Source organism: Acinetobacter sp. RF14B (assembly GCF_006864105.1).
Classification (GTDB): domain Bacteria; phylum Pseudomonadota; class Gammaproteobacteria; order Pseudomonadales; family Moraxellaceae; genus Acinetobacter; species Acinetobacter lwoffii_C.
In genome coordinates this window covers 1-25,456 of record NZ_SMTB01000039.1, presented here as the reverse complement: position 1 = coordinate 25,456, position 25,456 = coordinate 1, and the positions used below count along the sequence as shown (strand labels likewise).

General features: G+C 43.6%; 25 protein-coding genes. 15 read left to right on the top strand and 10 right to left on the bottom strand.

Annotation, left to right across the window (positions count from 1 at the left end):
• The first annotated feature begins 370 nt into the window (after positions 1-370).
• From uvrB to E2K52_RS07665, 6 genes are all read left to right on the top strand, one after another.
• A complete protein-coding gene (gene uvrB, locus E2K52_RS07690; RefSeq protein ID WP_151204555.1) occupies positions 371-2,392 on the top strand; it encodes an excinuclease ABC subunit UvrB in 2,022 nt (673 codons plus the stop codon).
• A gap of 145 nt (positions 2,393-2,537) precedes the next feature.
• Positions 2,538-3,134 carry a lipocalin family protein gene (locus tag E2K52_RS07685; protein ID WP_151204554.1) on the top strand — a complete coding sequence of 199 codons (597 nt, stop codon included), beginning with the start codon at positions 2,538-2,540 and terminating at the stop codon, positions 3,132-3,134.
• Positions 3,135-3,289: 155 nt separating this feature from the next.
• Complete coding sequence (gene rarD / locus E2K52_RS07680) at positions 3,290-4,234, top strand: EamA family transporter RarD (protein ID WP_151204552.1); 945 nt, start codon at positions 3,290-3,292, stop codon at positions 4,232-4,234.
• Between the two features lie 234 nt (positions 4,235-4,468).
• Positions 4,469-5,926, top strand: a complete 1,458-nt coding sequence (locus E2K52_RS07675; protein WP_151204550.1) for a glyceraldehyde-3-phosphate dehydrogenase — start codon at positions 4,469-4,471, stop codon at positions 5,924-5,926.
• Positions 5,927-6,317: 391 nt separating this feature from the next.
• A complete protein-coding gene (locus tag E2K52_RS07670; protein ID WP_151204548.1) occupies positions 6,318-6,803 on the top strand; it encodes a VOC family protein in 486 nt (161 codons plus the stop codon).
• Between the two features lie 609 nt (positions 6,804-7,412).
• On the top strand, positions 7,413-7,649 hold the full coding sequence (locus tag E2K52_RS07665) for a hypothetical protein (RefSeq protein ID WP_151204546.1): 237 nt from the start codon (positions 7,413-7,415) through the stop codon (positions 7,647-7,649).
• Positions 7,650-7,659: 10 nt separating this feature from the next.
• On the opposite strand, the gene bioB is transcribed toward E2K52_RS07665, so the two are convergent.
• From bioB to queG, 3 genes are all read right to left on the bottom strand, one after another.
• A complete protein-coding gene (gene bioB / locus E2K52_RS07660) occupies positions 7,660-8,682 on the bottom strand; it encodes a biotin synthase BioB (RefSeq protein ID WP_151204544.1) in 1,023 nt (340 codons plus the stop codon).
• A gap of 145 nt (positions 8,683-8,827) precedes the next feature.
• A complete protein-coding gene (locus E2K52_RS07655; protein WP_151204542.1) occupies positions 8,828-9,022 on the bottom strand; it encodes a hypothetical protein in 195 nt (64 codons plus the stop codon).
• A 107-nt stretch (positions 9,023-9,129) separates the two neighbouring features.
• Complete coding sequence (gene queG, locus E2K52_RS07650) at positions 9,130-10,224, bottom strand: tRNA epoxyqueuosine(34) reductase QueG (RefSeq protein ID WP_151204541.1); 1,095 nt, start codon at positions 10,222-10,224, stop codon at positions 9,130-9,132.
• Between the two features lie 23 nt (positions 10,225-10,247).
• On the opposite strand from queG, the gene E2K52_RS07645 reads away from it, so the two are divergent.
• Positions 10,248-11,714, top strand: coding sequence for an NAD(P)H-hydrate dehydratase (locus tag E2K52_RS07645; protein WP_151204540.1), 1,467 nt, complete (start codon positions 10,248-10,250; stop codon positions 11,712-11,714).
• Between the two features lie 278 nt (positions 11,715-11,992).
• On the opposite strand, the gene ruvC is transcribed toward E2K52_RS07645, so the two are convergent.
• A complete protein-coding gene (ruvC, locus tag E2K52_RS07640) occupies positions 11,993-12,538 on the bottom strand; it encodes a crossover junction endodeoxyribonuclease RuvC (protein ID WP_151204539.1) in 546 nt (181 codons plus the stop codon).
• Positions 12,539-12,663: 125 nt separating this feature from the next.
• Here ruvC and E2K52_RS07635 point away from each other — a divergent pair, with 125 nt between their 5' ends.
• A complete protein-coding gene (locus E2K52_RS07635) occupies positions 12,664-13,233 on the top strand; it encodes an FxsA family protein (RefSeq protein ID WP_151204538.1) in 570 nt (189 codons plus the stop codon).
• Positions 13,234-13,345: 112 nt separating this feature from the next.
• On the top strand, positions 13,346-13,984 hold the full coding sequence (locus E2K52_RS07630) for a LysE family transporter (RefSeq protein WP_151204537.1): 639 nt from the start codon (positions 13,346-13,348) through the stop codon (positions 13,982-13,984).
• On the opposite strand, the gene E2K52_RS07625 is transcribed toward E2K52_RS07630, so the two are convergent.
• The 3 genes from E2K52_RS07625 to ahpF form a co-directional block, all read right to left on the bottom strand.
• Positions 13,981-14,166 (bottom strand): hypothetical protein, encoded by a 186-nt coding sequence (locus E2K52_RS07625; protein WP_151204536.1) that lies wholly within the window; start codon positions 14,164-14,166, stop codon positions 13,981-13,983. The genes E2K52_RS07630 and E2K52_RS07625 overlap by 4 nt on opposite strands.
• A 154-nt stretch (positions 14,167-14,320) precedes the next feature.
• Positions 14,321-14,566, bottom strand: coding sequence for a hypothetical protein (locus E2K52_RS07620; RefSeq protein WP_151204535.1), 246 nt, complete (start codon positions 14,564-14,566; stop codon positions 14,321-14,323).
• 286 nt (positions 14,567-14,852) lie between these two features.
• Entirely contained in the window at positions 14,853-16,418 is a 1,566-nt protein-coding gene (gene ahpF / locus E2K52_RS07615; RefSeq protein ID WP_151204534.1) for an alkyl hydroperoxide reductase subunit F, read from the bottom strand.
• A gap of 233 nt (positions 16,419-16,651) precedes the next feature.
• Here ahpF and E2K52_RS07610 point away from each other — a divergent pair, with 233 nt between their 5' ends.
• Complete coding sequence (locus E2K52_RS07610) at positions 16,652-16,870, top strand: DUF1653 domain-containing protein (RefSeq protein ID WP_151204533.1); 219 nt, start codon at positions 16,652-16,654, stop codon at positions 16,868-16,870.
• A 290-nt stretch (positions 16,871-17,160) separates the two neighbouring features.
• Here E2K52_RS07610 and E2K52_RS07605 read toward each other — a convergent pair whose 3' ends face one another.
• The 3 genes from E2K52_RS07605 to E2K52_RS07595 all read right to left on the bottom strand — a co-directional run bounded on the left by E2K52_RS07605 (position 17,161) and on the right by E2K52_RS07595 (position 21,800).
• Positions 17,161-17,367, bottom strand: a complete 207-nt coding sequence (locus E2K52_RS07605; protein ID WP_151204532.1) for a KTSC domain-containing protein — start codon at positions 17,365-17,367, stop codon at positions 17,161-17,163.
• A gap of 669 nt (positions 17,368-18,036) precedes the next feature.
• Positions 18,037-19,350, bottom strand: coding sequence for a peptidylprolyl isomerase (locus tag E2K52_RS07600; RefSeq protein ID WP_151204531.1), 1,314 nt, complete (start codon positions 19,348-19,350; stop codon positions 18,037-18,039).
• The gene (locus E2K52_RS07595; protein WP_151204530.1) at positions 19,350-21,800 is read right to left on the bottom strand and encodes an LPS-assembly protein LptD; all 2,451 of its coding nucleotides are present in this window, start codon (positions 21,798-21,800) and stop codon (positions 19,350-19,352) included. The genes E2K52_RS07600 and E2K52_RS07595 overlap by 1 nt, the downstream gene beginning before the upstream one ends.
• Before the next feature lie 121 nt (positions 21,801-21,921).
• Between E2K52_RS07595 and E2K52_RS07590 the strand changes: the two genes are divergently transcribed.
• The 5 genes from E2K52_RS07590 to E2K52_RS07570 all read left to right on the top strand — a co-directional run.
• Positions 21,922-22,935, top strand: coding sequence for an aminoglycoside phosphotransferase family protein (locus E2K52_RS07590; protein WP_151204529.1), 1,014 nt, complete (start codon positions 21,922-21,924; stop codon positions 22,933-22,935).
• Entirely contained in the window at positions 22,936-23,625 is a 690-nt protein-coding gene (gene murU / locus E2K52_RS07585) for an N-acetylmuramate alpha-1-phosphate uridylyltransferase MurU (protein ID WP_151204528.1), read from the top strand.
• A gap of 85 nt (positions 23,626-23,710) precedes the next feature.
• On the top strand, positions 23,711-24,343 hold the full coding sequence (gene rsmG, locus E2K52_RS07580) for a 16S rRNA (guanine(527)-N(7))-methyltransferase RsmG (RefSeq protein ID WP_151204527.1): 633 nt from the start codon (positions 23,711-23,713) through the stop codon (positions 24,341-24,343).
• A gap of 24 nt (positions 24,344-24,367) precedes the next feature.
• Positions 24,368-25,150 (top strand): ParA family protein, encoded by a 783-nt coding sequence (locus E2K52_RS07575; RefSeq protein WP_151204526.1) that lies wholly within the window; start codon positions 24,368-24,370, stop codon positions 25,148-25,150.
• Positions 25,147-25,456 (top strand): ParB/RepB/Spo0J family partition protein (locus E2K52_RS07570; protein WP_151204525.1); only part of this gene is annotated, 310 nt, incomplete at its 3' end. The genes E2K52_RS07575 and E2K52_RS07570, both read left to right, overlap by 4 nt.

Here is a 25,456-nt window from a genome sequence, read left to right as displayed (position 1 = left end):
CGGATGCATATATTGCAGAAATTACTCAACGCTTGAATCATCGTCCAAGAAAAAGACTCGGCTTTAAAAGTCCGAGTCAGGTATTATGGCAACAACATGGTGTTGCACTTCAAATGCTAATCTAAGAAGCGATTTCTCGATATTCTTGATCTTTCATTTTTTGTCTATTTCTTATGATTTTGTAGATATTACTTTCATAATTTCAATTTTTTTTGATGATCTGTCAAACGAGATCGTGATTAAAGTGCTAGCCAATAATGAATAGTAATATTGTTTTATTTACTCAACAGAAACCTGGCCAGGGATTGAGTAATTCAGATTTGCCCTCATAATAAATTGCATCGATATCCGCAGTGAATTTATTGAAGCTATGAGTGATAAAAAGCCCTTTGAACTAGTGACCAGTTATCAACCTGCGGGTGATCAGCCGCAAGCCATTGAAAAGCTGGTGAAGGGAATTGAACAGGGCTATCACGATCAGCTTCTGCTTGGAGTAACAGGTTCTGGTAAAACCTATACCATGGCCAATGTGATTGCACGTACCCAGCGTCCGACCATTGTCATGGCACATAATAAAACACTGGCGGCACAGCTTTATGGGGAATTTAAGGCATTTTTTCCGAATAATGCGGTTGAGTATTTCGTCAGTTATTATGACTATTATCAGCCTGAGGCCTATGTACCATCTTCCGATACATTTATCGAGAAAGATTCGGCCATTAATGACCATATTGACCAGATGCGTCTTTCTGCCACACGTGCATTGTTGGAACGCCGTGATGCGATTATTGTCGCCTCGGTTTCTGCAATTTATGGTTTGGGTGATCCGAATGCCTATATGAGCATGTTGCTACATGTGGTAGAAGGAGACCGGATCAGCCGCGATGATATTATTCGCCGACTGGTCGAGATGCAATACACCCGTAATGAGCTTGAATTTTTACGTGGTACTTATCGGATTCGCGGCGAAATCATCGATATTTTCCCGGCAGAGTCGGATCAGGATGCTATCCGTATTGAACTGTTTGATGATGAAGTTGACTCGATTCGCTGGTTTGATCCTTTAAGCGGAAAAATGATCCGTAAAGTGCCACGGGTTACGATCTATCCAAAAAGTCATTATGTGACGCCTAAAGACAATCTGGCACGAGCCATTGAGACGATTCGGGAAGAACTGAAAGAACGTTTGGTATTTTTCCGTGAAAATGACAAGCTGCTTGAAGCACAGCGGATTGAGCAGCGTACCCGTTATGATCTGGAAATGATGCAGCAGCTCGGCTATACCAATGGCATTGAAAACTATTCTCGGCATTTGTCCGGTCGTCCGGCAGGCGAAGCACCTCCAACTTTATTTGATTATATTCCCGATGATGCCTTGCTGATTATTGACGAATCACATGTGACTGTACCGCAAATTGGCGCCATGTATAAAGGTGACCGTTCCCGTAAAGAAAATCTGGTGAATTATGGCTTCCGTCTACCAAGTGCACTGGATAATCGCCCAATGAAATTTGAAGAGTGGGAGCGTATTATTCCTGCTACGGTGTATGTCAGTGCCACGCCTGCACGTTATGAGCTGGAAAAATCCCAGCAGATTGTCGAGCAGGTGGTGCGCCCGACAGGTCTGATTGATCCGGAAATTGAAATTCGTCCGGTGCTGACTCAAGTCGATGATGTATTGTCTGAAATTAATTTGCGTAAAGATCTGGATGAACGGGTGCTGGTAACGACTTTGACCAAACGCATGGCCGAAGATCTCAGCTCTTATTTAAAAGAATATGGGGTGAAGGTGGCTTATCTACACTCAGACATTGATACCGTGGAGCGTGTCAAAATTATTCATGAGCTGCGTACCGGTGTTTATGATGTACTGGTCGGCATTAACCTGCTACGTGAAGGTCTGGATATGCCGGAAGTGTCTCTGGTTGCAATTCTCGATGCCGATAAAGAAGGTTTCCTGCGCTCAGAGCGTTCTCTCATTCAGACGATTGGTCGGGCTGCGCGTAACCTGAAAGGTAAAGCGATTTTGTATGCAGATCGTATTACTGACTCGATGCAAAAAGCCATTGATGAAACGGATCGCCGTCGCACCAAACAGATTCAATTTAATAAAGAACATGGAATTACACCGCGTAGCGCTGTGCGTCAGGTCATTAAGGAAATTGATACGGGTGAAGACTTAAGTGATGATTCAATCACCTTAAAAGCTTCTGATCAGGCACGTGCAATTAGCGCAGATGAACGCCATATTATGGCGGACCCGAAACTGTTTGCTAAACATATCAGTAAGCTGGAAAAAGAAATGCTCAAAGCTTCCAAGGATTTGCAGTTTGAGCAGGCTGCGAGGATTCGTGATGAAATCTTACGCCTGAAAGCCCAGATGCTGAGCTAAAACTCACTCACCGTTCATCCTATAGTCCGCTTAAAATCAAGCATAAATCTAACATAATGCTACATAAAAACGGATTGAAGCACGTTAAGGTGAGTTTATAAAATTGCTTACAAATTGTGATCAGACTCGTGTCATAGGTATAGATATGAAAAATAAAAATATCCCTCGTGCGGGGTTTAAACTTGCAAAAATTGCGGTGGGTGGTGCAGTGCTGGTTGGTTTGGGTATGGCGACGATGTCCTATGCACAAAAAGCGCCATTGCCTACCGTTGAAAAGGTAGAGCTGGATCGCTACTTGGGAACCTGGTATGAGGTGGCGCGTAAGCCGCTTGTTTTTCAGCAAAAGTGTGATCGTAATGTCACGGCTACTTATACCTTAAATGAAAACGGCAACGTCACTGTAGATAACCGCTGCGTCCAGAAAAATGGTCAGGTGATGCAGTCATTAGGGGAAGCATATATTCAGAATCCCCCGTACAATAGCAAACTCAAGGTCAGCTTCTTACCCGAGTTTATCCGCTGGTTACCGGTTGGTCGTGGCGATTACTGGGTATTAAAACTTGATGATCACTATCAGACCGTACTCGTTGGAGAGCCGAGGCGTAAATATATGTGGGTATTGTCACGTGATCCACAGCTTGATCAAAAGGTGCTTAATGAATATCTGCAATATGCTCAATCGATAGGTTATGACTTAAGCGATCTGATCCGAACCAAACAGATTCAGACTACTGAGCCTTAAAAGTTAAGCTCATAAAAACCATGTCCAAGCATGGTTTTTTTACGGCTGCTGTTTCTGATTTTTTTACTTATATTCAGGAAGTTGAATAGCGGGATGTTCAAGCTTTATTTTTGACTAATCGCTATAATATGCCTGAAGTTTTATAGGTTAAAAGCATGTATAAAGGGATCGCATTATCAGTACTGGCATCTGTGGTGTTTGGTGTCTTGTATCTTTTTACCCCGTTTATGCAGCCTTTGGACAGCGAACAGACCTTTGCCTGGCGAATGCTGGCCACTATTCCATTCCTGACTGCATTTATGTGGTGGTCAGGTGATTTAAAATATATCAGCCATATCTTTCAGCGCATTCTGAAAGAACCGATGTTTTTAGTCTGGTTACTTTTTAGTTCATTTCTATGTACCACCCAGCTTTGGTTGTTTTTGTGGGGGCCGATTAATGGGCGTGGCCTGGAAGTTTCTTTGGGTTATTTTCTATTGCCCCTGGTTATGGTTCTGGTTGGATGTGCAATCTATAAAGAAAAGTTGTCACACTGGCAGATGGCAGCAGTAGCGCTTGCTATCTTGGGTGTAGGACATGAAATCTGGCGGGTTGGTGCAGTTGCCTGGGAAACGGTCTATGTTGCATTGGCGTATCCGCTGTATTTCTTTATGCGCCGTAAATTCCAGACTGATCATCTGGGCGGTTTCTGGTGGGATCTGTTTTTAATCTTACCTGTTGCGATTTATTTAGGCTTTGTTCATAGCGATTCCATGCAGCTGATTGTTGAGGCACAGCACCTTGTTCTGGTGGTCATTGTTTTGGGTTTTTTAAGTGCATTAGGGCTGGGAAGTTATATTCTGGCCAGCCGTTATTTGCCTTTTGTCATTTTTGGATTACTCAGCTATTTGGAGCCTGTGTTGCTGGCCTTTGCGTCTATGGCTTTGGGCGAGCGGATTGGGGCGGGTGAATGGCTGACTTATATTTCTATCTGGCTGGCGGTATTGCTACTGGTCATTGAAGGCGTACTGTACCTGCTGGAACAGCATAAACGGCGTCTGGCGCTGGCGCGAAATCTGGAAAAATATCCAGACTACGTGGACCCTTCAGATCGGGATTGAATGAATAAACAACATTTAACAAAAAAGTTGTTTCTATGCCAAATATGCTGTTTCATTTATTTTTAAAAGCAAAATCATTTGACTAATTATAGCTATTTTTAAAATTTATAGTGAATATACGAAATTTTCCTCAAGAGTTATTCAGCTTTTGATTCAAAGTTGCGGCTAATTCCATTACAATTATCAGGTTTTGAAATTTATGCTTAGATTTACAATTAATTAGAGGACGTATCTGTGAGTAAAGACACTATCGTTGCCCTTCATGCAGAGCACCAAGGTCGTTGGAAAAACCGTGAGGAACTTGCGGAGCGTATGATTGCCCTGATGGGTCAGTTGTATCGTGAAAAAAATATTGTAGCTACAGTTTACGGCCGTTCTTTAATTAACCGTTCTGTGATCCAGATTCTTAAGGCACATCGCCGTACTCGCGTATTAGATGTTGAGCTTTCTGTAGTAGATACTTTCCCAATTCTTGAAGCATTGGTTAAAGTGCAAAACATTGGTACTGCTGAAATTGATCTAGGCAAACTGGCTGTTGAATACAAAGAAAAAGGCGGCGATATTGATGCCTTTGTTGCAGATGCCGTGAAATCTCTTGAAGGCAGTGCTACTTCTGTTGAAGGGAAAGATGTCGTTCTTTACGGTTTCGGTCGTATCGGCCGTATCCTGGCACGTTTGATGATCAGCCAGTCAGGTCTTGGTCGTGGCTTGAATCTGAAAGCAATAGTGGTTCGTAAATCATCTGACGGTGACCTGGAAAAACGTGCGTCTTTATTACGTCGTGATTCTATCCATGGTCCGTTTGCAGGCACAATTTCTGTAGATGAAGAGAACGAAGCGATCATTGCAAATGGTCAGTTCATCAAAGTGATCTATGCATCAAATCCGTCTGAAGTAGATTACACTGCTTACGGCATTGAAAATGCACTTGTGATCGACAACACCGGTAAATGGCGTGATGCTGAAGGTCTTGCTCAGCACTTGCAATGCTCGGGCGTTGCTCGCGTAATTCTGACTGCACCTGGTAAAGGTGATATGAAGAACGTGGTATTTGGTGTGAACCAGGCTGACATTCTTGATGAAGACAAGATCATCTCTGCTGCAAGCTGTACCACCAATGCAATCACTCCAACGCTAAAAGTGTTACATGACAAATACACCGTATTAAATGGTCATGTTGAAACTGTTCACTCGTTCACAAACGACCAGAACTTAATTGACAACTACCATAAAGCGGATCGTCGTGGCCGTGCAGCAACGCTGAACATGGTTATTACTGAAACTGGTGCTGCTAAAGCAGTAGCGAAAGCACTTCCAGCGCTTCAAGGTAAATTGACAGGTAACTCTGTACGTGTTCCTACTCCGAACGTATCTCTTGCTATTTTGAACCTGACTTTGGATAAAGAAGTTGATCGTGATGAAGTAAATGAATACATTCGTCAAATTTCAATTAATTCTAACCTTCAAGGTCAAATCGGTTATACAAACTCTACAGAGGTTGTATCTTCTGACTTTATCGGTTCGCGCACGGCAGGTGTATTTGATGCGCAAGCGACTATTACTTCAGGTAACCGTTTAACTGCTTATGTATGGTATGACAACGAAGTTGGTTATAGCTGCCAAGTACTTCGTATCGCTGAACAGATGGGCGGCGTAAGCTATCCAAAAATTCCAGCTGAAACTAATGCATAACTAGATTCTAGTCAAAAAAAGAGCCTCAAATGAGGCTCTTTTTTATTTTAGGATTGGATGTATAGCAGATTATGAATGGCTGCCACATGTCATTTTCTAGCGCTTGCCTATTGCCACAAAGCCACTGGTTTAGATTCACATCAAATTAAAAAATAAATTACCATCGGAAAGATTCAAAATATCCTGTGGTTCATTCGCTTTAGGGCAATGATCAGCGCTGGCTTAAGTGCTTCCGTAAGCTCGATTCACTATAAAAATAATCATCAGAAAGTCAATTCAGATTTGCGTAACATATAGCAAATGTGCGGTACTAATTTGGTTAGGCTGATAGCTGCAGGGCTTTAAAATCATGCAAAATAGTCTATGTCCTGATCTCTATAGGAGAGATGAAATGATCAATATAGCCAAGAATACTATCTGCCTTTGGTACGATGACAATGCTGAGGAGGCCGCAAAATTTTATGCTGAGACCTTTCCGGACTCTTTTGTCAGTGCGGTTCATCGCGCCCCTGGAGACTATCCTGCAGGAAAAGAAGGAGATGTGTTGACTGTTGAATTTACCGTGCTGGGTGTTGCATGCGTTGGACTTAATGGTGGGCCTGCATTCACGCATAACGAAGCCTTTTCATTTCAAGTCGCTACTGAAGATCAAAGTGAAACTGACCGTTACTGGAATGCAATTGTCGGTAATGGAGGTCAGGCAAGTGACTGCGGTTGGTGTAAGGATAAGTGGGGGATTTCATGGCAAATTACACCGGTTGCTTTAACGCGAGCATTTACCAGCTCTGACCGTACGGCTGCCAAGCGGGCATTTAATGCAATGATGACGATGAAGAAAATTGATGTTGCAGCAATTGAAGCAGCCTTTCGAGGTTGAATGCATTGATCACAACCTGAGCAATCTACTTTTAATCTGCATCGCTAAGAAGCCTTTAAGAAATATAGATCGGAGAAATGTCGTCATCTGGTTTTAGCGCAAGGTTTTAAGCTAAAAATGCCTTTCAGTTTTTTCTTGAAGGGCATTTTTTTTTAGTCAATTGGGGGACTGTGGTTATCTAAATAGGAACTGCCAACAGGGTCTGGTCTGAGCTTTAAGTTGAAGCGGTATTAAACAAGTGATTTAAACATTAAAAAGTGGACAAAATGTATTTTACAAAGCAAGAAATTATGTTAATAAATAGTAAGAGATTTTTCATTAAAATCTTTTTATCTCAGGAGGAGATAATTCAAAGAAGCCTATAAAAAATAATGAAAGGAGTTTTAAGATGCTTCAATTATTAAGAAAACTATTTTGTTTACACATTTATGAATACCAGCAAATGGAGGAAATCGGGGCAGATCGGGAGTGTCGCAAGTGTGGGACTTGTAAAGACTAAAGATAAGAGCATAAAAAATATAAAAAGTGAGCTTCAGCTCACTTTTTATTTGTGCATGAATATATATCCGTTAAAATTATCGTGAAAAATTTAACGGATAGCGGAAGAAAATGGCCAAAGATTTCTATGCACAAACATATATTGTCGATAGTAATTTAGCAGATACTTTACACTGGCTGAGCTTGCATCAAGATTGTTATGATTCCTTTCATTATGATGCGCTATCCCAAGAACTGACTGTCTATCATGCCAATGGTGTTGATCAGGTTCGAATAGGAGACTATCTGAATGCAAGCTACGGAATTTTGATCACCGCCCATAATTTTGCGACGGTGAGTTCTGAATAACAGGAAAGAATTATGAGGCGCTGGCAATGGCCCCAGTAGCCATAGCATCGGTGGCTAATGCGCGGATACTTGGTTTAGGCTGTTCGGCAACGAGTCCCAGTTTGTCAAAAAGCTGCTGGTCACGGCCTTTGGCAGTATTTGGGGTCGTCAATAACTTCTCACCCGAGAAAATCGAATTGGCACCTGCCATAAAAGCCAACGCCTGATCGGAATCAGTTAAAGATTCACGGCCAGCTGAAAGACGGATATAGCTCTTTGGCATCAGGATACGTGCTACGGCAATGGTGCGAATCCATTCAATAACATCTAGTTTCTCGACATCTGCCATTGGTGTGCCTTCAATCGGTACCAGCATATTAATCGGTACAGACTCCGGATGAATAGGTAAGGTTGCAAGCTCAAACAATAAGCCAATACGGTCATTGCGGCTTTCGCCCAGCCCGACAATCCCGCCACTACAAACTTTTAGACCTGCTCCACGAACATGATCCAGGGTATTCAGGCGATCATCAAAACTACGAGTACTGATAATATGGGAATAGTATTCACGAGAAGTATCCAGATTATGGTTGTAATAATCCAACCCCGCTTCTTTTAAACGGTCAGCCTGAGAGGCATTTAACATGCCCAAAGTCATGCAGGTTTCCAGCCCCAGTGCTTTGACTTCGCGAACCATCTCCAGTACATAAGGCATATCGCGTTCATGCGGATTGCGCCAGGCTGCGCCCATACAGAAGCGTGAGCTGCCCGAAGCTAGGGCCTCTTTGGCTTCCTGAATGACTTTTTCAACTGCAATACGTTTTTCAGCTTCAAGTTTAGAATCATAATGCGCTGACTGAGAACAGTATTTGCAATCTTCAGGACATTTTCCGGTTTTAATGGAAAGCAGGGTACTAACCTGGATGCTATTGGCATCAAAATATTCACGATGGGTACGCTGGGCTTGAAATAAAAGGTCCATAAGAGGCTGTTGATACAGGGCTTCTATCTCTTCTCGTGACCAATCATTCCGTAAAGGCTGGTGAGTACTCATATTTTTGTCCTTGGATCTATCCATATGATTTATCATTCTTACATCTTAAGTAAAACTTAGAGTAGCTTCATTAGCAAAATATGACCTTATAGAAAAAACAAAGCCCACACAAGGTGGACTTTGCATTGGACTGTTAAGTTGGAGATTATTCGCGATGATTTCCATGAATATTCTGATTCTGTAAATCCGTACGATGTTGCTTGTCCAAGACACGCTCATCCTGTTCGTGCTGATTGTTTTTTGGGGAGTTAAGTGGACCTTGTTGTGGCTGCTGTTGCTGCTTCTGCTCTTGCAGTTGGTCCAACTGTTCCTGATTTTGATCTTTAGATGATTTTTGCATATTCACCTCCGGTCTAATATCCGTCTGTCTTTTTTTATGCCACAGCTTGAAGGAAAGATGTGTAAGGCTTTTGACGGAAAAGTGTGAACCGAAGTAAAAATTGAAAATTATCGTGATTTTATCAGTTGTTCTTGAATGGCCCAATCGATATGCTCCTGCACAAGCTCATCATGCAAATCACGCCGTTCAGTTAAGGCCTGTAAAATAGCTGCACTAAAAGGTGCATTCCCAAGGCCGATGGCGATATTACGCATAAAGCTCTGGTAGCCCGTCCGGCGAATTGGACTGCCTTCGGTTGAACTTAAAAAAGTGGCTTCATCCCAGTTCCATAGCTCCAGCAAACTAAGCTGATCCAGCCCATGTCGCGGATAAAAATCTTCCACGGAAGTAGTCTTGGCAAAGCTGTTCCATGGGCAGATCAGTTGGCAATCATCGCAGCCAAAGACCCGGTTACCAATTCCACGTCTTAAGTTTTCAGGAATAATTCCTTTATACTCAATAGTTAAATAGGCAATACAGCGCCGTGCATCTAGCATATAAGGTTCTACAATAGCCTGAGTGGGGCAAATATCAATACATGCGCTACAGGAGCCACAATGCTTGGTTGCAGGTTCATCAAAAGGCAGTTCAAGTGAGCTAAACAGTTCACCGAGAACAAAAAATGAGCCGGATTTTTGCTGGATCAGCAGGGTATGTTTTCCGGTCCAGCCCATACCTGCGCTTTCAGCCAGAGATTTTTCAAAAATAGGGGCGGAGTCAGCAAAAGGCCGCGATTCAAATTCACCTACTTTTTCACGGATTTTGGCTGCCAGGTTTTTTAGCCGTCCGCGCATAGTTTTATGATAGTCACGGCCCCGTGCATAACGGGCAATAATGGCGGAATTGGGTGCAAACGGAACCATGCGCGGCTCAGGAACCTCCACCAGATAATCCATTCTCACACAAATGATGGATTTGGTATTTGGAACCAGTAATGCGGGGTTGGCGCGCTTCTCCAGATTGTCTTCCAGAAACCTCATGTCGCCATGATAACCACGATCTAGATATTCTTGCAGACGTGCTAATTCTGCTTGAGCATCCGGTTTGGCAATGACACAATCAGAAAAGCCCAGTTCTCGTGCTTGCGCTTTGATCCAGGCTTTGAGTTCGCCAGGATCATGCTGATAAACTGGTATTTGCGCTTGAGAAGTGGGTGTAGTCATAAACCAGAAGCAGGGAAGGAAAAATGCAGTCTCCAGTTTACCATAGCCAGGATGTACAAGCATGGGAGCAGCGCTGGTTTGCCCGGCAAAATAGTGCGTATGGTTTAATGCAGCAGGTCGCCTGGCTGATCAGTCAGCGCTTGATTGCTTTATTCGAGACTCAAAAAATCCGAACAATTGCAGTGTGTTGCGGGCAGGGTAATAATGCCGGTGATGGTTATCTGGTGGCAAAGTATTTAAAACAGGCTGGGTTTCAGGTAGACATTTATGCTGCCGAAGCGGGTCCCTCTCAAGAACTGCACTACGCTGTTCAGGAAAGTCAGCAAGCGGGCCTACAAATTTATCACCATTTTAATTTTCAAAAAGAATATCAGGCTTATGTGGATGCCTTATTTGGTATTGGCCTGAACCGAAAACTGGATACAAACTGGCAGCATATTATTCAGAAGATCAATCAGCAGCCCGGATTTAAAGTGTCTATTGATATTCCCAGCGGTTTGCACGCCAATACCGGACAGCCTTTGCCTGTTGCCGTCAAAGCCGATTACTGTTTCACCGTATTAGGTTTAAAAGCCGGATTATTTACTGGAAAAGGCAAAGCATATAGTGGCAAGGTTGAGCTGATCCCGGTCATTCCTGCCGATTCTGAGCTTCAAGCACTGGCACAGCTTGCACCTACTGATATTTATTTGCCGAAGCGCGAAGCCTTTGGTCATAAAGGTAGTTATGGTCATGTTCTGGTGATTGGTGGACATGCCGATATGGGCGGTGCAGTGATGATGGCGGCCGAAGCGGCCTTTGTGGCCGGAGCAGGTAAAGTGACGGTGATCTGTAATGCCAGACATCATACAGCGATTTTAGCACGTGCACCGAATATCATGGTGCGTGATATCAATGCGCTCAATCAAGAGCAGCGAGCAGCTCTACTACAGCAAGCTGATGCAGTCTGTTTTGGTATGGGGCTAGGGCGTGATCTATGGGCAGAACAGCAATATACCGCCTGGTTTGATTTGCTTCAGCAAAGTGATGTTGAAGTTGTGCTGGATGCAGACGCATTATGGTTTCTGGCCAGACAGCCCCAAAGTTTAAATCATAAAACCTATGCCACACCACATCCCGGCGAGGCAGCCACTTTACTGGGGTGTCATACAGATCAAGTCGAAGCAGACCGTATACAGGCAATCTGGCAGCTGCAAAAACAGTATCAGGGTCAATGGGTACTTAAAGGTGCAGGTAGCCTGATTCTGGAAGATCAGCTTTATATTTGCACCGCTGGCAACGCCGGGATGGGCACCGGAGGTATGGGAGATGTCTTGGCAGGTATGATTGCCAGTCTGAAAGCGCAGTTTGCCGATCAGCTCAGTTTACATGACATAGTGACTTTGCATGCTCTAGCAGGAGACAGTCTGGCCCAAACCGGGGAACGCGGTTTGCAGGCCCAGGAGATGAAGCACACGATTTATCAAGTTATTAACCGGGAAGAACACTAAAATGCCAGCCTCAAAAATCACTGATTGGTGATTTTAAGGGGATAGGATTTGCCGCTGGTTTGAACAGCAGGTGACTGAACTGGACCTGAAAGACCATATCGGAAGTTTAGCTACCGGCTAAGTCAAAGTGATAATATTAGGCCCAGAAAAGATCATTCAGAAAATGCTCCAGCTAAGCCTGACTGAAGCATTAGGTGCAGACTTAACCGAAGTTCAGTGGCATGTTTTAGATATAAATAGCTTGGATATTCAAGATTTTTTAGATTTTAAGTTAAAGTTTAACGGCGACGACTGCTGACCCGACTACGTCCACGTGCCATCCCGCCGAGTGCATTCAGTACTGCCATTTTACTCATGCTGCCTGAAGCATGAGCATGACAAATTGCAGCAGCCAGCGCATCGGCAGCATCTTGCTGGGGCTTAATGGTCAAGTTAAGAATCCGCATGACCATCATCTGTACCTGTTCTTTATCTGCCGCCCCATAGCCCACTACCGACTGTTTAATTTGCCGCGCTGTATATTCAGCGACTTTTAGGTCCAGGTTGACCAGTGCTGCAACGGCTGCTCCACGAGCTTGGCCCAGTTTAAGAGCAGAGTCGGGGTTCTGCGCCATAAAGACCTGTTCTACAGCCGCCTCAGTTGGCCCATAAAATTTAACAATACGCTCTACACCCGCAAAAATCCGCTTTAAGCGTTCAGGCATTTCTGTTGTTTCAGTTCTGATGGTGCCTGCATCGACAAAAGTCAGTTTTGAGCCTTCTTTTTGAATAATTCCGTAGCCAGTTAAACGTGAGCCGGGATCAATCCCGATAATTAATGACATGCCTGCACTTTAAAACTAAAATAATGCCCATATTGTTACATAAGCGTATCAAAAAAGCTTGATCCTGATGAAGCAGTTGATTACGGCATCTTAATATTTATTGAACTGAGATCAGATTAATTTTCATGAAATTATTTCTTATTATCCTTGCAGGCTTAATCCTCGAAGTATTTGTGTGGATTGGCGTGGGTGACCTCGTCGGGAGCATGTGGTACGTATTTTTCTGGTTTATTGCCGCGTTTTTTATAGGCATGAACATGATCCGCAAATATTCTGCGGGAGTTATGCCACAAATGCAGCAGATGCAAATGGGACAAATGAGTGCAGATCCTGCATTATCGTCGAATTTGCCTAAAATTCTGGCAGGTTTTTTCCTGTTAATTCCAGGCCTGATTACGGATGTGTTGGCGCTATTGATGCTGATCCCACCTGTTCAGCAAGCCTTTAAGGTTGCCATGATGAAAGTGATGATGAAACGTCAACAGGCCATGATGGAAAAAATGATGGGTGGTATGATGGGGGATATGGGCAGCCCTCAAGGTCAAAACCCGTTTTCTGAGCTGATGCGTCAAATGCAGGATATGCAAAACCAGCAAGGACGTAGTGACTCAACGATTATTGATGGTGAAGCACGCGAAGTGACCCCCGATGCCAAAAAAATTGGAATGAAAGATGTCGGTCCAAAAAAAGATTAGGACACACTGCTGAATATTTCAGGCCGAATCCGATGATTCGGCTTTTTTATGGGAACTTTCTCATTCTTTGAAGCAAAGTTATAATCAGTTTTTATACAGAGATGAGATTTGAATGTCTTTGCTTTTTACCATTTGTCTCCTTCATTTTGTTGCTCAACTAAGCCCAGGTCCAGATGTTCTCCTTATTGCGAAAAGTGCAGCCTCGACCACACGAACCAATGCCTTAAAGATTATTGCCGGGATTTCAGTCGGCATTGTGGTATGGGTGGTATTAACGCTGGCCGGTTTCACGGTCTTAATAAACCAATTTCCCTGGATTCAGCAGTTACTAATGATAGTGGGTGGACTGTTTCTGGCAAAAATGGGGTGGGCCATGCTAAGTGGAGGCTGGCAAAGTTTTAAAAATCGGCATCAAACAGCTGATGATAGCAAGGCAATGAATGAGCCAAAAAGCTATTTCACATTGGGCTTATTCACCAATCTGTCTAACCCCAAGACATTGATTTATTTTAGCAGTGTATTTTCACTGGCATTAAGTTCAACGGCCTCACAGTACCTTAAGGCTCAACTGACAGTGATTATTCCGCTGCAAACTTTCATTACCTTCAGCTTGCTGATGTTGCTGATTTCCCGGCCCAAGATTAAAAACCTATATCAACGCTCAAGCAGTTATATTGATATTGCCTCGGGTGGGTTATTTTTGATTTTTGCACTCTGGCTTTGGTATGATGCGTTGGTTTTGATGAGTTAATCTGGTTTTTGAGCAGGTGGGATTATCTTTTTTTCTTCAGGCATGAAGTAGAAAACCTCCTGCTTCTGGCTATTTGTATAACGATTCGGTTTTAGGGTGGTTACTGTATTTTCTGAATCTTGATAGCGGCGACTGCGATTGGCACGCTCGCGTAAACCACCTTTTTTAATCAACTGAACCATAAATGAAAATACTCATCTGTAAAAAAGCAGTATAGCAAATCCTGAACTGAAGAGAAAAACAGGAAAGGGTGGGAGATAGGATTTTAAATGCTAATCTAAGTGCATAAAAAGACCTGATAAACATCAGGTCTAGGTTATCGGATGTTAAGTCAGTTTAGCGAAAACGTTTATTTTCTTCTTGTAGTACATCCAGAATGCTCAAGTGAGCAGGCTTTTCCTGTTGAGACTGGATATAAACATGTACAGCTTTAAAGACAAGCGCTGTAACCAAGCAGGCAACCAGACAAAAAATCCAGAAACCAAAAGGACTGCGAATATGGTGTGAACCGCAATGTGGACATGATTTTTCTGTGGAGTCGACCACTTTTTCGCAGCACGCACAATGATATTGATATTGCACTGTTCTTCTCCCGGGATATTATCCTTTTTATTTTTGATCATGAAAGAGGAGGTTGTGGCTTCATCATAGGACAGCTTTTTAAAGCTGACAATACGAGATTGCCGACAATAACATACAGATAATAGATGATAAAAATTAATTACAGGCCAAGTAGAGCAATTAAAGGGAAATAAAAAAGGGGGAATAATAAAAAATAATTGATCAAACTTTAAATTAAAAAGTAATTTTTAAAAGATGACATGATAAAAAGTCCGCATTAAGCGGACTTCCTTCAGTCAATTTGAAATTATTGTCCTGAGCGTATCATGTAATCGAAAGCAGACAGCGAGGCTTTTGCACCTTCACCAGTGGCAATGATAATCTGCTTGTAGGGAACAGTAGTACAGTCACCCGCAGCAAACACACCTTGCATGCTGGTTTCATTGCGCTCATTGATCACAATCTCACCGCGGTTACTTAGCTCGACTTTGCTGCCTTTCAGAAAGTCGGTATTTGGCAGCAAACCAATCTGTACGAAGATGCCCGCCAGTTCAACAACATGCTCTTCATCCGTAGCACGGTCCTTGTATTTCAGGCCGGTAACCTGTGAGCCGTCTCCCAGCACTTCAGTAGACAGCGCATTCTTGATAACGCTGGTATTTGCCAGACTGTTCAGCTTGTCCTGCAAAACCTGGTCAGCACGCAGTTTGGTATCGAACTCAATCAGGGTAACATGCTCAACCAGACCTGCCAGATCAATCGCTGCTTCTACACCCGAGTTACCGCCACCAATCACGGCAACACGTTTGCCTTTAAACAGGGGGCCATCACAGTGCGGACAGTACGCCACGCCACGGGTCTTGTATTCCTGCTCTCCCGGAACATTCATCTCTCTCCAGCGTGCCCCTGTGGATAGCACCACAGTTTTTGAGGCAAGTTTTGCACCATTTTCAAGGGTGACTTCTACCAGACCACTGGAGGTTTCATCGGCACCTTTAATCGCAGAGACACGCTGCAGGTTCATGATGTCCACATCGTATTCACGCACATGGGCTTCCATTTCTGCCGCAAACTTTGGACCCTGGGTTTTCTGGACAGAGGTAAAGTTTTCAATATCCATGGTATCCATGACCTGACCGCCCATGCGTTCAGCCACGATCCCGGTACGAATGCCTTTACGGGCAGCATAAATTGCGGCGGTATTCCCCGCGGGACCTCCACCAATCACCAGTACATCAAAGGCTTGTTTGGCATTCAGTTTTTCTGCATCTTTGGCTGCTGCATTGCTATCCAGTTTGGCAATGATTTCTTCCAGCGTCATACGCCCCTGACCGATATGATTGTTGTCCTGGAAGACCATCGGCACCGCCATGATTTTGCGCTCTTCCACTTCATCCTGGAAGAAGGCTCCATCAATCATGGTGGCAGTGGTACCCGGGTTATAGATGGCAATCAGGTTGAGTGCCTGCACCACATCCGGGCAGTTATGGCAGCTTAAAGAGACAAAGACATCGAAGTCAGACTGGATATTCAGGCTTTTAATATTAGCCAGCACCTCATCAGAGACTTTCGGGGCATAACCCGACGTTTGTAACAATGCCAGAATCAGGGAAGTAAACTCATGGCCCATTGGCAAACCTGCAAAGAACACCCGTGGCTGTTCACCGGCTTTGGCAATTCCAAAGCTGGGTACCCGCTTGTTCTGACCATCAAAGCGGGCAGTCACCCGATCAGACAGAGCAGCGACTTCTTCCACAAGTTCTTTGATTTTGGCAGATTTATCTGATTGATCTAAAGTGGCCACCAGCTCAATAGGTGCTTCAAGGCGTTCAAGTAAGGTTTTGAGTTGGGCGGAAGTATTTTGATCCAACATTGCTAACATCTCCAAGGGAGTAAAAATTTATTTGATAAGTAAATGATAATAGAAATGCATGAATAGGCAAAACAGTTTATTTTTGTTGGTTTAATCGTATTTGTTAATTAATAGAGGGATTCATGATGAATTTCAGACGTATAGATGGCATGAATAATTAATTTTTCAAGTAAACTTAGCCGGCAAGTTACTATTTTTCAGCTAATATAGCGTGAGTTTTAAGGAGCAGATCAATGGACTTACAACGTGGAATCTATCAGCATTATAAGGGGCAACTTTACCAGGTGCTGCATGTCGCGACCCATAGTGAGACTGAAGAAAAATTGGTGGTTTATCAGTGTTTATATGGTGATTATTCGATTTGGGTTCGGCCACTGTTGATGTTTACAGAAACAATTACTTGCCCGGATGATCGTGAGGTAGAACGGTTTAAGCTGGTGCGAGCACTTTAAGCATTCAGAGATGGCAGGGAGAAGGTTCCACACGTTGTATCAAGAAGCAGCATAGAGCATGTTTAATGGTAACTGGATACTGAACGAAAGGCTTATCATTCTTGTTGATGCCATTTGGCTCGATGACTCAAGCCAAATGTTAGTTTATGGGTGGTTGATCAGCCCATTTCTCATGCTGAAGCAGTTGATTTTTCCTCTGATTCAGCAGAATCTATATTTTATGCTCAAGATATTCCAGTCGGTGCAGGTTACTCCGTAGTAATTTATAGTTCAGCTAGTCTGATTTGCTTCTAATAAATACCGATCCGGTTAAAGTGTAGATTATATTCAAGATATTTTTGTATAAAGGCCGTTTTATCTTGACGTCTTAACAGATTGTTATACACAAATTCTGGAACTGGATGGTACAGTTCAATATCGCCATTACTATAAATAATTTTCAGGTGGCGGCTGGAAGGGCTATACGTCCATGAGATCACGGTTAGCAGGTTTTGCATATGCTTTCCTCCACTGAATATTTATTATCTTATGTTTTGAACTTATGCCAACCGGCATTGAAGATGTATAGTTGAATTGTAAGGATCGGTAGAGGATTGTTAGAAGGTAATAGCGATTAATGGCAATGCTAGCTCATACTTAACAATAGTCTCAGTCTGCTCTAGTGAAATATTCAGCAAGAATTTTGAGCTCACTAAATATGACTCACTCGCAATAATTAGTTGATTCATTTCAATAAAAATATTTAAAGAACCTAAACCCGTATTAATAGAATGAGATGACCATAGTCATTATTTCAGTCAAGCTTAAGGCTGAATTTTTAATCAGAAATTAAAACTTTTTCTAAAGATTTATTAATTTTTTTTGCAGAGATCGTCCAAAATAATTTATCAATAGGGTTCATAGAAAGCCTTTGTTTTATAAAATCTTTTTAAAATAAATATGTTGTAAATACAGGATTTTTCTTTACTGTTTTTTTATATCGAGATTGAATGAAGTAATAAGAAAGAGTGGGTTTTAAGTATTCTGTGGAAGTATTTATAAATCAACTTGGAGCTTTAAGAAATCACGCTCTATTGCATTTCACCCGAGAATTTAAGAAATAAAAATGCCAGTCAATTTTGAAACTGACCGGCATTAGGTTTTAGAACTGGCGTGTTAATTTCGCCTTAATCTTTATGGTTGCGTTTAGGATCAAGCTGCGGATCTTTAACTTCAACATAAGCATTGTTGCGGATTTCGCGTAACCAGCTGTCCAGTTCGGCATCAAATTGGCGCTCACCCAAAATCTGGCGTGCCATACGTTCCTGATATTCCTGAGTCATATCTTGTTGGCGGGTATCAGTCACTTGCAGAATATGCCAGCCAAACTGAGACTGGAATGGTGTGCTAAATTGGCCAACAGGTGTATTTTTCATGCGTTCTTCAAACTCAGGTACCATCACTCCCGGACTTACCCAGCCCAAGCTGCCACCATCACGGGCCGAACCCGGATCACTGGAGAAAGTGGAAGCCAGCACGGTGAAGTCTTCGCCCTGTTTTAAGCGGTTGTACAGGCTGTCAATCATTTGTTTGGCATTTTCAGGGCTTACCACTTCAGATGGCTGAATTAGAATATGCCGAGTGAGGTACTGGGGAACAAGCGCCTTTTTCTCACCGCCTTTACGTTCCAGAAGCTTGAGTATATGTACACCGTCAGCAGCCGTAATCAGTTCTGAGGTCTGGCCAGGCTGTAGCGTCGTAATACGTGCGGCAAGCTCGGCAGGAACTTCTGCCAGGTTGCGCATGCCCATATCAGCAGCTTCAACCTGCACATCAGCGCTGGTATATTTTTTGCTGATAGCCTGAATATCGTTGGTCTTGCTCAGCTCATTTTTTACTTGGTTGACCACTTGTGCAGCATGTTCGCCTGTAATACGTAAATGCAAGACATGCACCTGACTGCCGAGCAAAGCTTGACCTTGTGGTGTATTCAGAAAGTTTTTCACGTCCTGATCACTAATCTGAATACGTGATGTCACAATTTGCTGGCGCAGGCGGTTAAGCGCCAAGTCTTCCGCAATGCGGTTACGCAAAGACGCATAGGTATTTGGTGCCATAGCATCCAGTTTTTGCTGAAAGGCTTCGAGGCTCGATGACCCAGAGTCATGGGCAACTTTCAATACAGCTTCGTTTAACGCTTTTTCGTCTGGACGGATGTTATAGCGTTTCACTTGTTCCAGTTGTGCCTGACGTAAAATCAGTTGTTCCAGCGCCTGCTGCTCTAAATAGGGCTGGGGTGGCACCTGCTTGTTCTGCTTTTGCAGCTGGTGAGTAACTTCAGCTACGCTTTGAGCCAGATCACTACGCAGAATAACGCTATTGTCGACAACAGCTACGACTTCATCTTTAGGTTGAGCAATAGCAAACGTGGTCATTGCTGAAGAAAGGCACAGTGCCAATGCGGTCGCTTTAAAAAAATGTTTTAACTGTTTTGTCTTCATTAACGTTCTGTCCAAGTTTGATTGATATTGTTAAAACCTAGAATGCGATTTTCTAGTAATGAAGTGAGTTTGTTGCTTAACCCACCGAGGCCTTTCAAGGTCACTTCAGCCATAATTGCGCGTTTGGCTTTGACGCCTGAATCATTCACATCGTCCAGGTCATTATAATATGAACGTCCATATACCGACATGCCCCAACAGCATGACTCATAGTTTACGCCAAGTAAATATTCACGTGCCACGCTATTGTCCAGATCAAACTGGGCATGTCCAACCAGACGCCAGTTGTTGGCAATAGGCTGGATAAATGAGCCCACCACCTGATCATAACGATCCTGGCGCTCTGGAATATCTTTGCGATAGAAATAGCCTAAGTTATACAGGTTGCCCTGGTCACCCGTATAATAAACCTGCAAATCGCGCTGGGCATTATCGCCATTGGACATCCAGCTGGAGTTAAGATTGACATGGAGATTGCGGGAGAGTTGGCTGGTCAGCTGAATCACAGGGCCAGTATGGCTTTCACGATCAAACTTATCCGTGTCTTGTTCCAGGGTTACACGACGGTCTTCAAAAAAGAAACTTTGGCCAATACTGGCACGTAAACGCTCTAGACCGTCTTCATTAAATAGGCTGTAGCTCAGCCCTAAAGATGCGAAGTTATTGTCTTCTAAACGGTCATGGCCATAAAAACGGCGTGGACTGAATAGTTGATCATAATTAATCGATGCCACCACTGAGTCAAAATTCGGCTGGTTTTGCTGATTTTCATAGGGTGAGTAAGCATAGAACAGGCGAGGGCTTAAAGTTTGTAAATAACGCCCTTCTTTTTCAAAAGTCAGGCCCGTATCCAGCGTGAATTCTGGTACCACCACCGAGTGGTTCTCACTGGATGAGCTGCGGTTCTGAGTTTCTTCATCATAAAAAGTATTGATGTTACGGACAGATACTTCTGGAATAACAAATGACCACGGCGTACGATGATTATAACGTACCGAAAAGTCATTATAGATTCGTGTTCCACTTGGTTGATAAACAGTACCATTTGGATTGGTCTCTTTAATATTTCTCAGATCTTTCTGGAAATAGGCAGTATCGTTATTAAACTCAGCCTCGAAACCAAGCGGATTGCCGCGTTTATAATTCACCAAAAGCTGTGGCAAACGGGCATAAGGGCGGTCTTCATCGGACACACTCGGATCAAGCGTCTGGAAATCTTCAACTTTGAAGAGCGCTTTCAGTCCAGGAATACCATTTTGATAGTTCAGTTCCCATGCACGGCGCAGGTTTAGGTCAGTTTTTGAATCGGGGTTGTTGTCCAGATCAGAGAAAAAATCTTTGTCCGACGCATAGTTATACTCTAAATGGGTAGAAAACTGATCATTGATTTGCCAGTTATGCAGGAAATGCAGATTTTTCCGGTCTTCATTGTCATAGCTTTCGTCGGACGGCAGATAGCCTCCCCAGATCTGGCCTGCACCAAAGTTTTCAGTTAAGTAGCGGAACTCCGCATCCAGCATCGCACCACGGTCACCGATATACCGCGGCGTCACAGTCGCATCATATTGTGGCGCCAGATTTAAATAGACGGGTACACCAAGTTCCAGGCCGCCATCATTGGTAAAGCCAAAGGTTGGTGTGAGAATACCTGTCGTGCGGCGGTCATCAATCGGGAAGTTGAAATAAGGCACCGCCAAAACAGGAACGTCTTTAACGTATAGTTTGGTATTGCGAGTTTCCCCGCGTCCGGTTTCCTGGTTTAGCTTGATTTCTTCTGCCTGAATTTTCCAGGTCGGTTTTTGCTCAGGAGGACAGGTGGAATAAGTGGCATTTTCCAGCTCAAGGGTATTGTCTGAGGTTTTGGCAATCTTTTCTGCACGGCCATGGGCATGTTGCTGTTCTGCAATATAAAAACTGTTGTTCAGGTCGCCTTGCTGGGTTTTTAAATTATAATTGATATCATCACTTTGCGAGATCAGGCCGCCCTGCGCCAGCTGCACATGTCCTTCTGCCTTGGCATAGGTTTGAGTCTGATCAATGGTGACTCTTTCTGCACGAATCTGGCGGCCTTGCTGGTCTATAAGTACATTACCTTCCAGATAAGAATCACCTGTCGGATTATAATGTCCATAATCTGCCGTAATAGTAGAAGTCGCCTGTTCTGGATCAATCGCCGGTGTATCCGGTGAAATCGGGGTAATCCAGGCACCTTCACAATAGGCTGAACTTAGCGCTTTGCCTTGGCGCTGCTGGGCTTCTGGAGCAGACTTGTCGATATAATACTGGGAGAAAAATGCTTCACCTGGATAGCTCTCATTAATGCGCTGTTTGAGTTGTTCTGCATTTACATCGGATGAGACAGTTGATGCAGCATAGCTTGATGCTGAGCTGCCACATAAAAGGGTTAAGATCGCAGTCGCTAGAGGGTTGATTTTAAAGTGATGCTTCATTTGTCTCATTAACCAATCATGCTTTTATCGCAATTAATTATTGTCGCATCATAGAGAAAAAGTTGATAAGTAGCTACACTTAGCACTTTAAAAACTCAGCCTGTATTAGAATATATTGCAAATGAACACACCACGCGAACAATCAATACAATCCTGGATTGCCTCTGTACTTGGTTCAGATCAGTTTGAAACTCATTTTTTAGCAGGCGATGCTAGCTTTCGTCGTTATGCACGAATCAAACTGAATAATAAAACATTTATGCTCATGGATGCACCTCCAGAAAAAGAAGATTGTGTGCCTTTTGTGACGATTGATGAGTTTTTTGATGCACATGGTGTGCGCGTTCCGCATATCGTGTCCAAAGACTTGAAACAAGGCTTTTTGCTGCTAGAAGATTTTGGTGATGTATTGCTGTCCAATCTGCTGAATGATGAAACGGTGGATGCCTATTATGAGCAGAGTTTTAAGCAGTTAATCCAGTTACAATCGATTCCGGGAGAAGGTCAGCTTCCTGTCTATTCTTATGAAAAGCTGATTTCAGAAATGGAGCTGCTGACGGACTGGATGTTGCCAGCTCTAAAAATTCAGCCGACAGAAGCTGATACTGCCCTGATTAAACGTACTTTTGCAATTCTGGCCAATGCGGCTCTGGCACAGCCACAAGTGATTGTACATCGTGATTTTCATAGCCGTAACCTGATGAAAATTGAGAATGAGACTGAGCTGGGCGTGATTGATTTTCAGGATGCGGTGATCGGTGCAGATACCTATGACCTGATTTCAATCACTCGTGATGCTTATGTACAGTGGAATGCAGACCGCGTCTATCAGTGGTTTAAAATATTCTACGACCTGTTACCGGCAGCCTCCAAGCAAGAACGTGATTTTGAGCAGTTTAAAAAAGATGCCGATATGATGTCGATTCAGCGCCATATCAAAATTTTGGGTATTTTTGTACGTTTGTTTGAACGCGATGGTAAATCAGCTTATCTCAAAGACCTGCCACGGGTGATGTGGTATCTGTTGCAAGAGACCAAACCGTATGCAGAATTACAGCCATTCATGCAATTCATGCATGAAAAAGTCATGCCAGCCTTTGAAGCAAAATATGGTTTATACGAGGTGGCTGCTTAAATGAAAGCCATGATTTTAGCTGCGGGCCTCGGTAATCGTATGCGTCCATTAACCCTCTATAAACCAAAGCCATTACTGGAAGTGGGTGGTAAGCCTTTAATTGTTTGGCATATTGAAAAGCTTAAACAGATTGGAGTGACTGAAATTGTCATCAACTCTGCCTGGCTGGCCGATGTGCTGATTGGTGCACTGGGTGATGGTTCGCAGTTTGGTGTCAATATTCGCTGGACACGTGAGGCTGAAGGCTTGGAAACGGCGGGGGGGATTATCAATGCCTTACCATTATTAGGAGATGAGCCATTTATTCTGGTTAATGGTGATGTCTGGACCACGATGGATTTTGCGCCGCTATTAAAGATTGAGCTGGCTGAAAATCTGGCTCATCTGGTTCTGGTGCAAAATCCGGAGCAGCATCCGCAAGGCGATTTTACGCTAGCTGAAGGAAAGGCGTATACCTTTGAGCAGTCAGTCACAGGTGAAAACCTGACCTTTAGCGGTGTATCGGTGATTGATCCTAAAATGTTTGAGGGACTGGAGGCCGGAAAGCGTCCTTTGGCACCTTTATTAAAAGCGGCGATGCTGGAAAACAAGGTCGCTGCCTCTAAATTATCCGGTCTTTGGGTGGATGTGGGCACACCTGAACGTTTAAGTGCACTGGATTTGGCGATCCGTGAGGGGAAGTCTACTTAAGTGAATATTCACTAAGCACTCCCTACTGTCCCAATATAGAGAAATCGGTATACTTCCACCTAACTTTTTCGAGCGTTGATTGTTTATGCACACGTTTTTTCAAGAACTAAAGCAGGGTAGCCAGGCTTTAGGTTTAGTGCTGTCTGATGAAGCTTTAAATTTATTACTTAAGTACCAGGATGCTTTGGTACTTTGGAATAAAGCATACAATTTGACCGCGATTCGTGATCCTAAGGAGATGCTGGTCAAGCATCTGCTTGATAGTCTGAGCATCTTGAAAGATCTACCAGCAGGTCGTCTGCTGGATATTGGCACAGGTGGCGGTATGCCGGGTATGATTATTGCGCTTTGTCAGCCGGAGCGCGAATGTGTGCTACTCGATTCAAACGGTAAGAAAATCCGTTTCCTGAAGCAATTTATTGCTGATTTAAAATTAAAAAATGTCATCGCGGTACAAACCCGTGTAGAGAATGAAGATAGTATTAATGAGCTGGGCCAGTTTGATGTGATTACCAGTCGTGCATTTGCCTCATTGACTGACTTTGTCAATGCCTCTCGGCCTTATATGCATGAGCAAAGTATTATTGCCTCTATGAAAGGCTTGATTCCTGCCGATGAAGTGGATGCATTGAAAGATGAGTTTAGCTGTCAGATTATTGAGCTGAAAGTTCCGCGTTTAGACGAACAGCGTCATTTACTTTTATTAAAACATATTTGATATTTTCAAAGGATTGGGGTCAACATGGCACAAATTATTGCGATTGCAAACCAAAAGGGTGGTGTCGGTAAAACCACAACCGCAGTAAATTTGGCGGCATCCTTAGCTGTGTTAAAAAAACGTGTTTTACTGGTGGATATGGATTCACAGGGAAACGCGACCATGGGCTCAGGCATTCAAAAGAATGATCTGCTGTATTCGATTACGGACGTATTGCTGGGTGAAGTGCCAATTGAAACCGCTATTACCAAGGCAGAAGTCGGCTATAAGGTTTTAGGTGCCAACCGTGACCTGGCTGGGGTAGAGCTGGCGATTGCGGAGCAAAAAGGGCGCGAGTTCATTTTGCGCGAAGCATTGCAGGAAGTCGAATCTGCATTCGACTATATTATTGTGGACTGTGCTCCAAGTTTAAGCCTGATTACTGTCAATGCTCTGGCTGCAGTCGATGGCGTGATTATTCCAATGCAGTGTGAGTACTATGCGCTGGAGGGGTTGGCAGATCTGACCCAGACCATTGATCGGATCCAGCAGGCGCTGAATCCGGAACTCCAAATCGTGGGTGTATTGCGTACCATGTATGATGCACGTAATGCCCTGACTCGTGATGTTTCTGAAGAACTCGAACAGTATTTTGGTCAAAAGCTGTATGACACCGTGATCCCGCGTAATGTCCGTCTGGCAGAAGCTCCGGCACACGGCTTGCCGGTGATTTATTTCGAGAAAAGTTCAAAGGGTGCAGTTGCTTATTTAAATCTGGCGGCTGAAGTATTAAAGAAAAGCAGAGTAAAAAAAGGAAGTAAAGCATGACCGTCAAGAAACGTGGACTCGCCAAAGGTCGTGGTTTGGATGCCTTGCTGGGATCAATTCAAAAAGAAAAATTACAACTTGAAGCTCAAGGCCTCGATCATGGCCAGTTGAAACAGATTGATGTAAATTTGCTCAAACGTGGTGAATACCAGCCTCGCCGTCATATTAAAGAACAGGATTTGCAGGAACTGGCAGCCTCGATTGAAAAGCATGGCATCATGCAGCCTATCGTGATTCGTCCGGTCGATGATGAGCGTTATCCATATGAAATTATTGCGGGCGAACGTCGCTGGCGTGCGGCGCAAC

What these genes read in the sequence shown, in the direction of transcription:
- uvrB (WP_151204555.1), top strand. Translation starts at nt 371, where the DNA reads ATGAGTGATAAAAAGCCCTTTGAACTAGTGACCAGTTATCAACCTGCG.
- E2K52_RS07685 (WP_151204554.1), top strand. Translation starts at nt 2,538, where the DNA reads ATGAAAAATAAAAATATCCCTCGTGCGGGGTTTAAACTTGCAAAAATT.
- rarD (WP_151204552.1), top strand. Translation starts at nt 3,290, where the DNA reads ATGTATAAAGGGATCGCATTATCAGTACTGGCATCTGTGGTGTTTGGT.
- E2K52_RS07670 (WP_151204548.1), top strand. Translation starts at nt 6,318, where the DNA reads ATGATCAATATAGCCAAGAATACTATCTGCCTTTGGTACGATGACAAT.
- E2K52_RS07665 (WP_151204546.1), top strand. Translation starts at nt 7,413, where the DNA reads ATGGCCAAAGATTTCTATGCACAAACATATATTGTCGATAGTAATTTA.
- bioB (WP_151204544.1), bottom strand. Translation starts at nt 8,682, where the DNA reads ATGAGTACTCACCAGCCTTTACGGAATGATTGGTCACGAGAAGAGATA.
- E2K52_RS07655 (WP_151204542.1), bottom strand. Translation starts at nt 9,022, where the DNA reads ATGCAAAAATCATCTAAAGATCAAAATCAGGAACAGTTGGACCAACTG.
- queG (WP_151204541.1), bottom strand. Translation starts at nt 10,224, where the DNA reads ATGACTACACCCACTTCTCAAGCGCAAATACCAGTTTATCAGCATGAT.
- E2K52_RS07645 (WP_151204540.1), top strand. Translation starts at nt 10,248, where the DNA reads ATGCAGTCTCCAGTTTACCATAGCCAGGATGTACAAGCATGGGAGCAG.
- ruvC (WP_151204539.1), bottom strand. Translation starts at nt 12,538, where the DNA reads ATGTCATTAATTATCGGGATTGATCCCGGCTCACGTTTAACTGGCTAC.
- E2K52_RS07635 (WP_151204538.1), top strand. Translation starts at nt 12,664, where the DNA reads ATGAAATTATTTCTTATTATCCTTGCAGGCTTAATCCTCGAAGTATTT.
- E2K52_RS07630 (WP_151204537.1), top strand. Translation starts at nt 13,346, where the DNA reads ATGTCTTTGCTTTTTACCATTTGTCTCCTTCATTTTGTTGCTCAACTA.
- E2K52_RS07625 (WP_151204536.1), bottom strand. Translation starts at nt 14,166, where the DNA reads ATGGTTCAGTTGATTAAAAAAGGTGGTTTACGCGAGCGTGCCAATCGC.
- ahpF (WP_151204534.1), bottom strand. Translation starts at nt 16,418, where the DNA reads ATGTTGGATCAAAATACTTCCGCCCAACTCAAAACCTTACTTGAACGC.
- E2K52_RS07610 (WP_151204533.1), top strand. Translation starts at nt 16,652, where the DNA reads ATGGACTTACAACGTGGAATCTATCAGCATTATAAGGGGCAACTTTAC.
- E2K52_RS07605 (WP_151204532.1), bottom strand. Translation starts at nt 17,367, where the DNA reads ATGCAAAACCTGCTAACCGTGATCTCATGGACGTATAGCCCTTCCAGC.
- E2K52_RS07600 (WP_151204531.1), bottom strand. Translation starts at nt 19,350, where the DNA reads ATGAAGACAAAACAGTTAAAACATTTTTTTAAAGCGACCGCATTGGCA.
- E2K52_RS07595 (WP_151204530.1), bottom strand. Translation starts at nt 21,800, where the DNA reads ATGAAGCATCACTTTAAAATCAACCCTCTAGCGACTGCGATCTTAACC.
- E2K52_RS07590 (WP_151204529.1), top strand. Translation starts at nt 21,922, where the DNA reads ATGAACACACCACGCGAACAATCAATACAATCCTGGATTGCCTCTGTA.
- murU (WP_151204528.1), top strand. Translation starts at nt 22,936, where the DNA reads ATGAAAGCCATGATTTTAGCTGCGGGCCTCGGTAATCGTATGCGTCCA.
- rsmG (WP_151204527.1), top strand. Translation starts at nt 23,711, where the DNA reads ATGCACACGTTTTTTCAAGAACTAAAGCAGGGTAGCCAGGCTTTAGGT.
- E2K52_RS07575 (WP_151204526.1), top strand. Translation starts at nt 24,368, where the DNA reads ATGGCACAAATTATTGCGATTGCAAACCAAAAGGGTGGTGTCGGTAAA.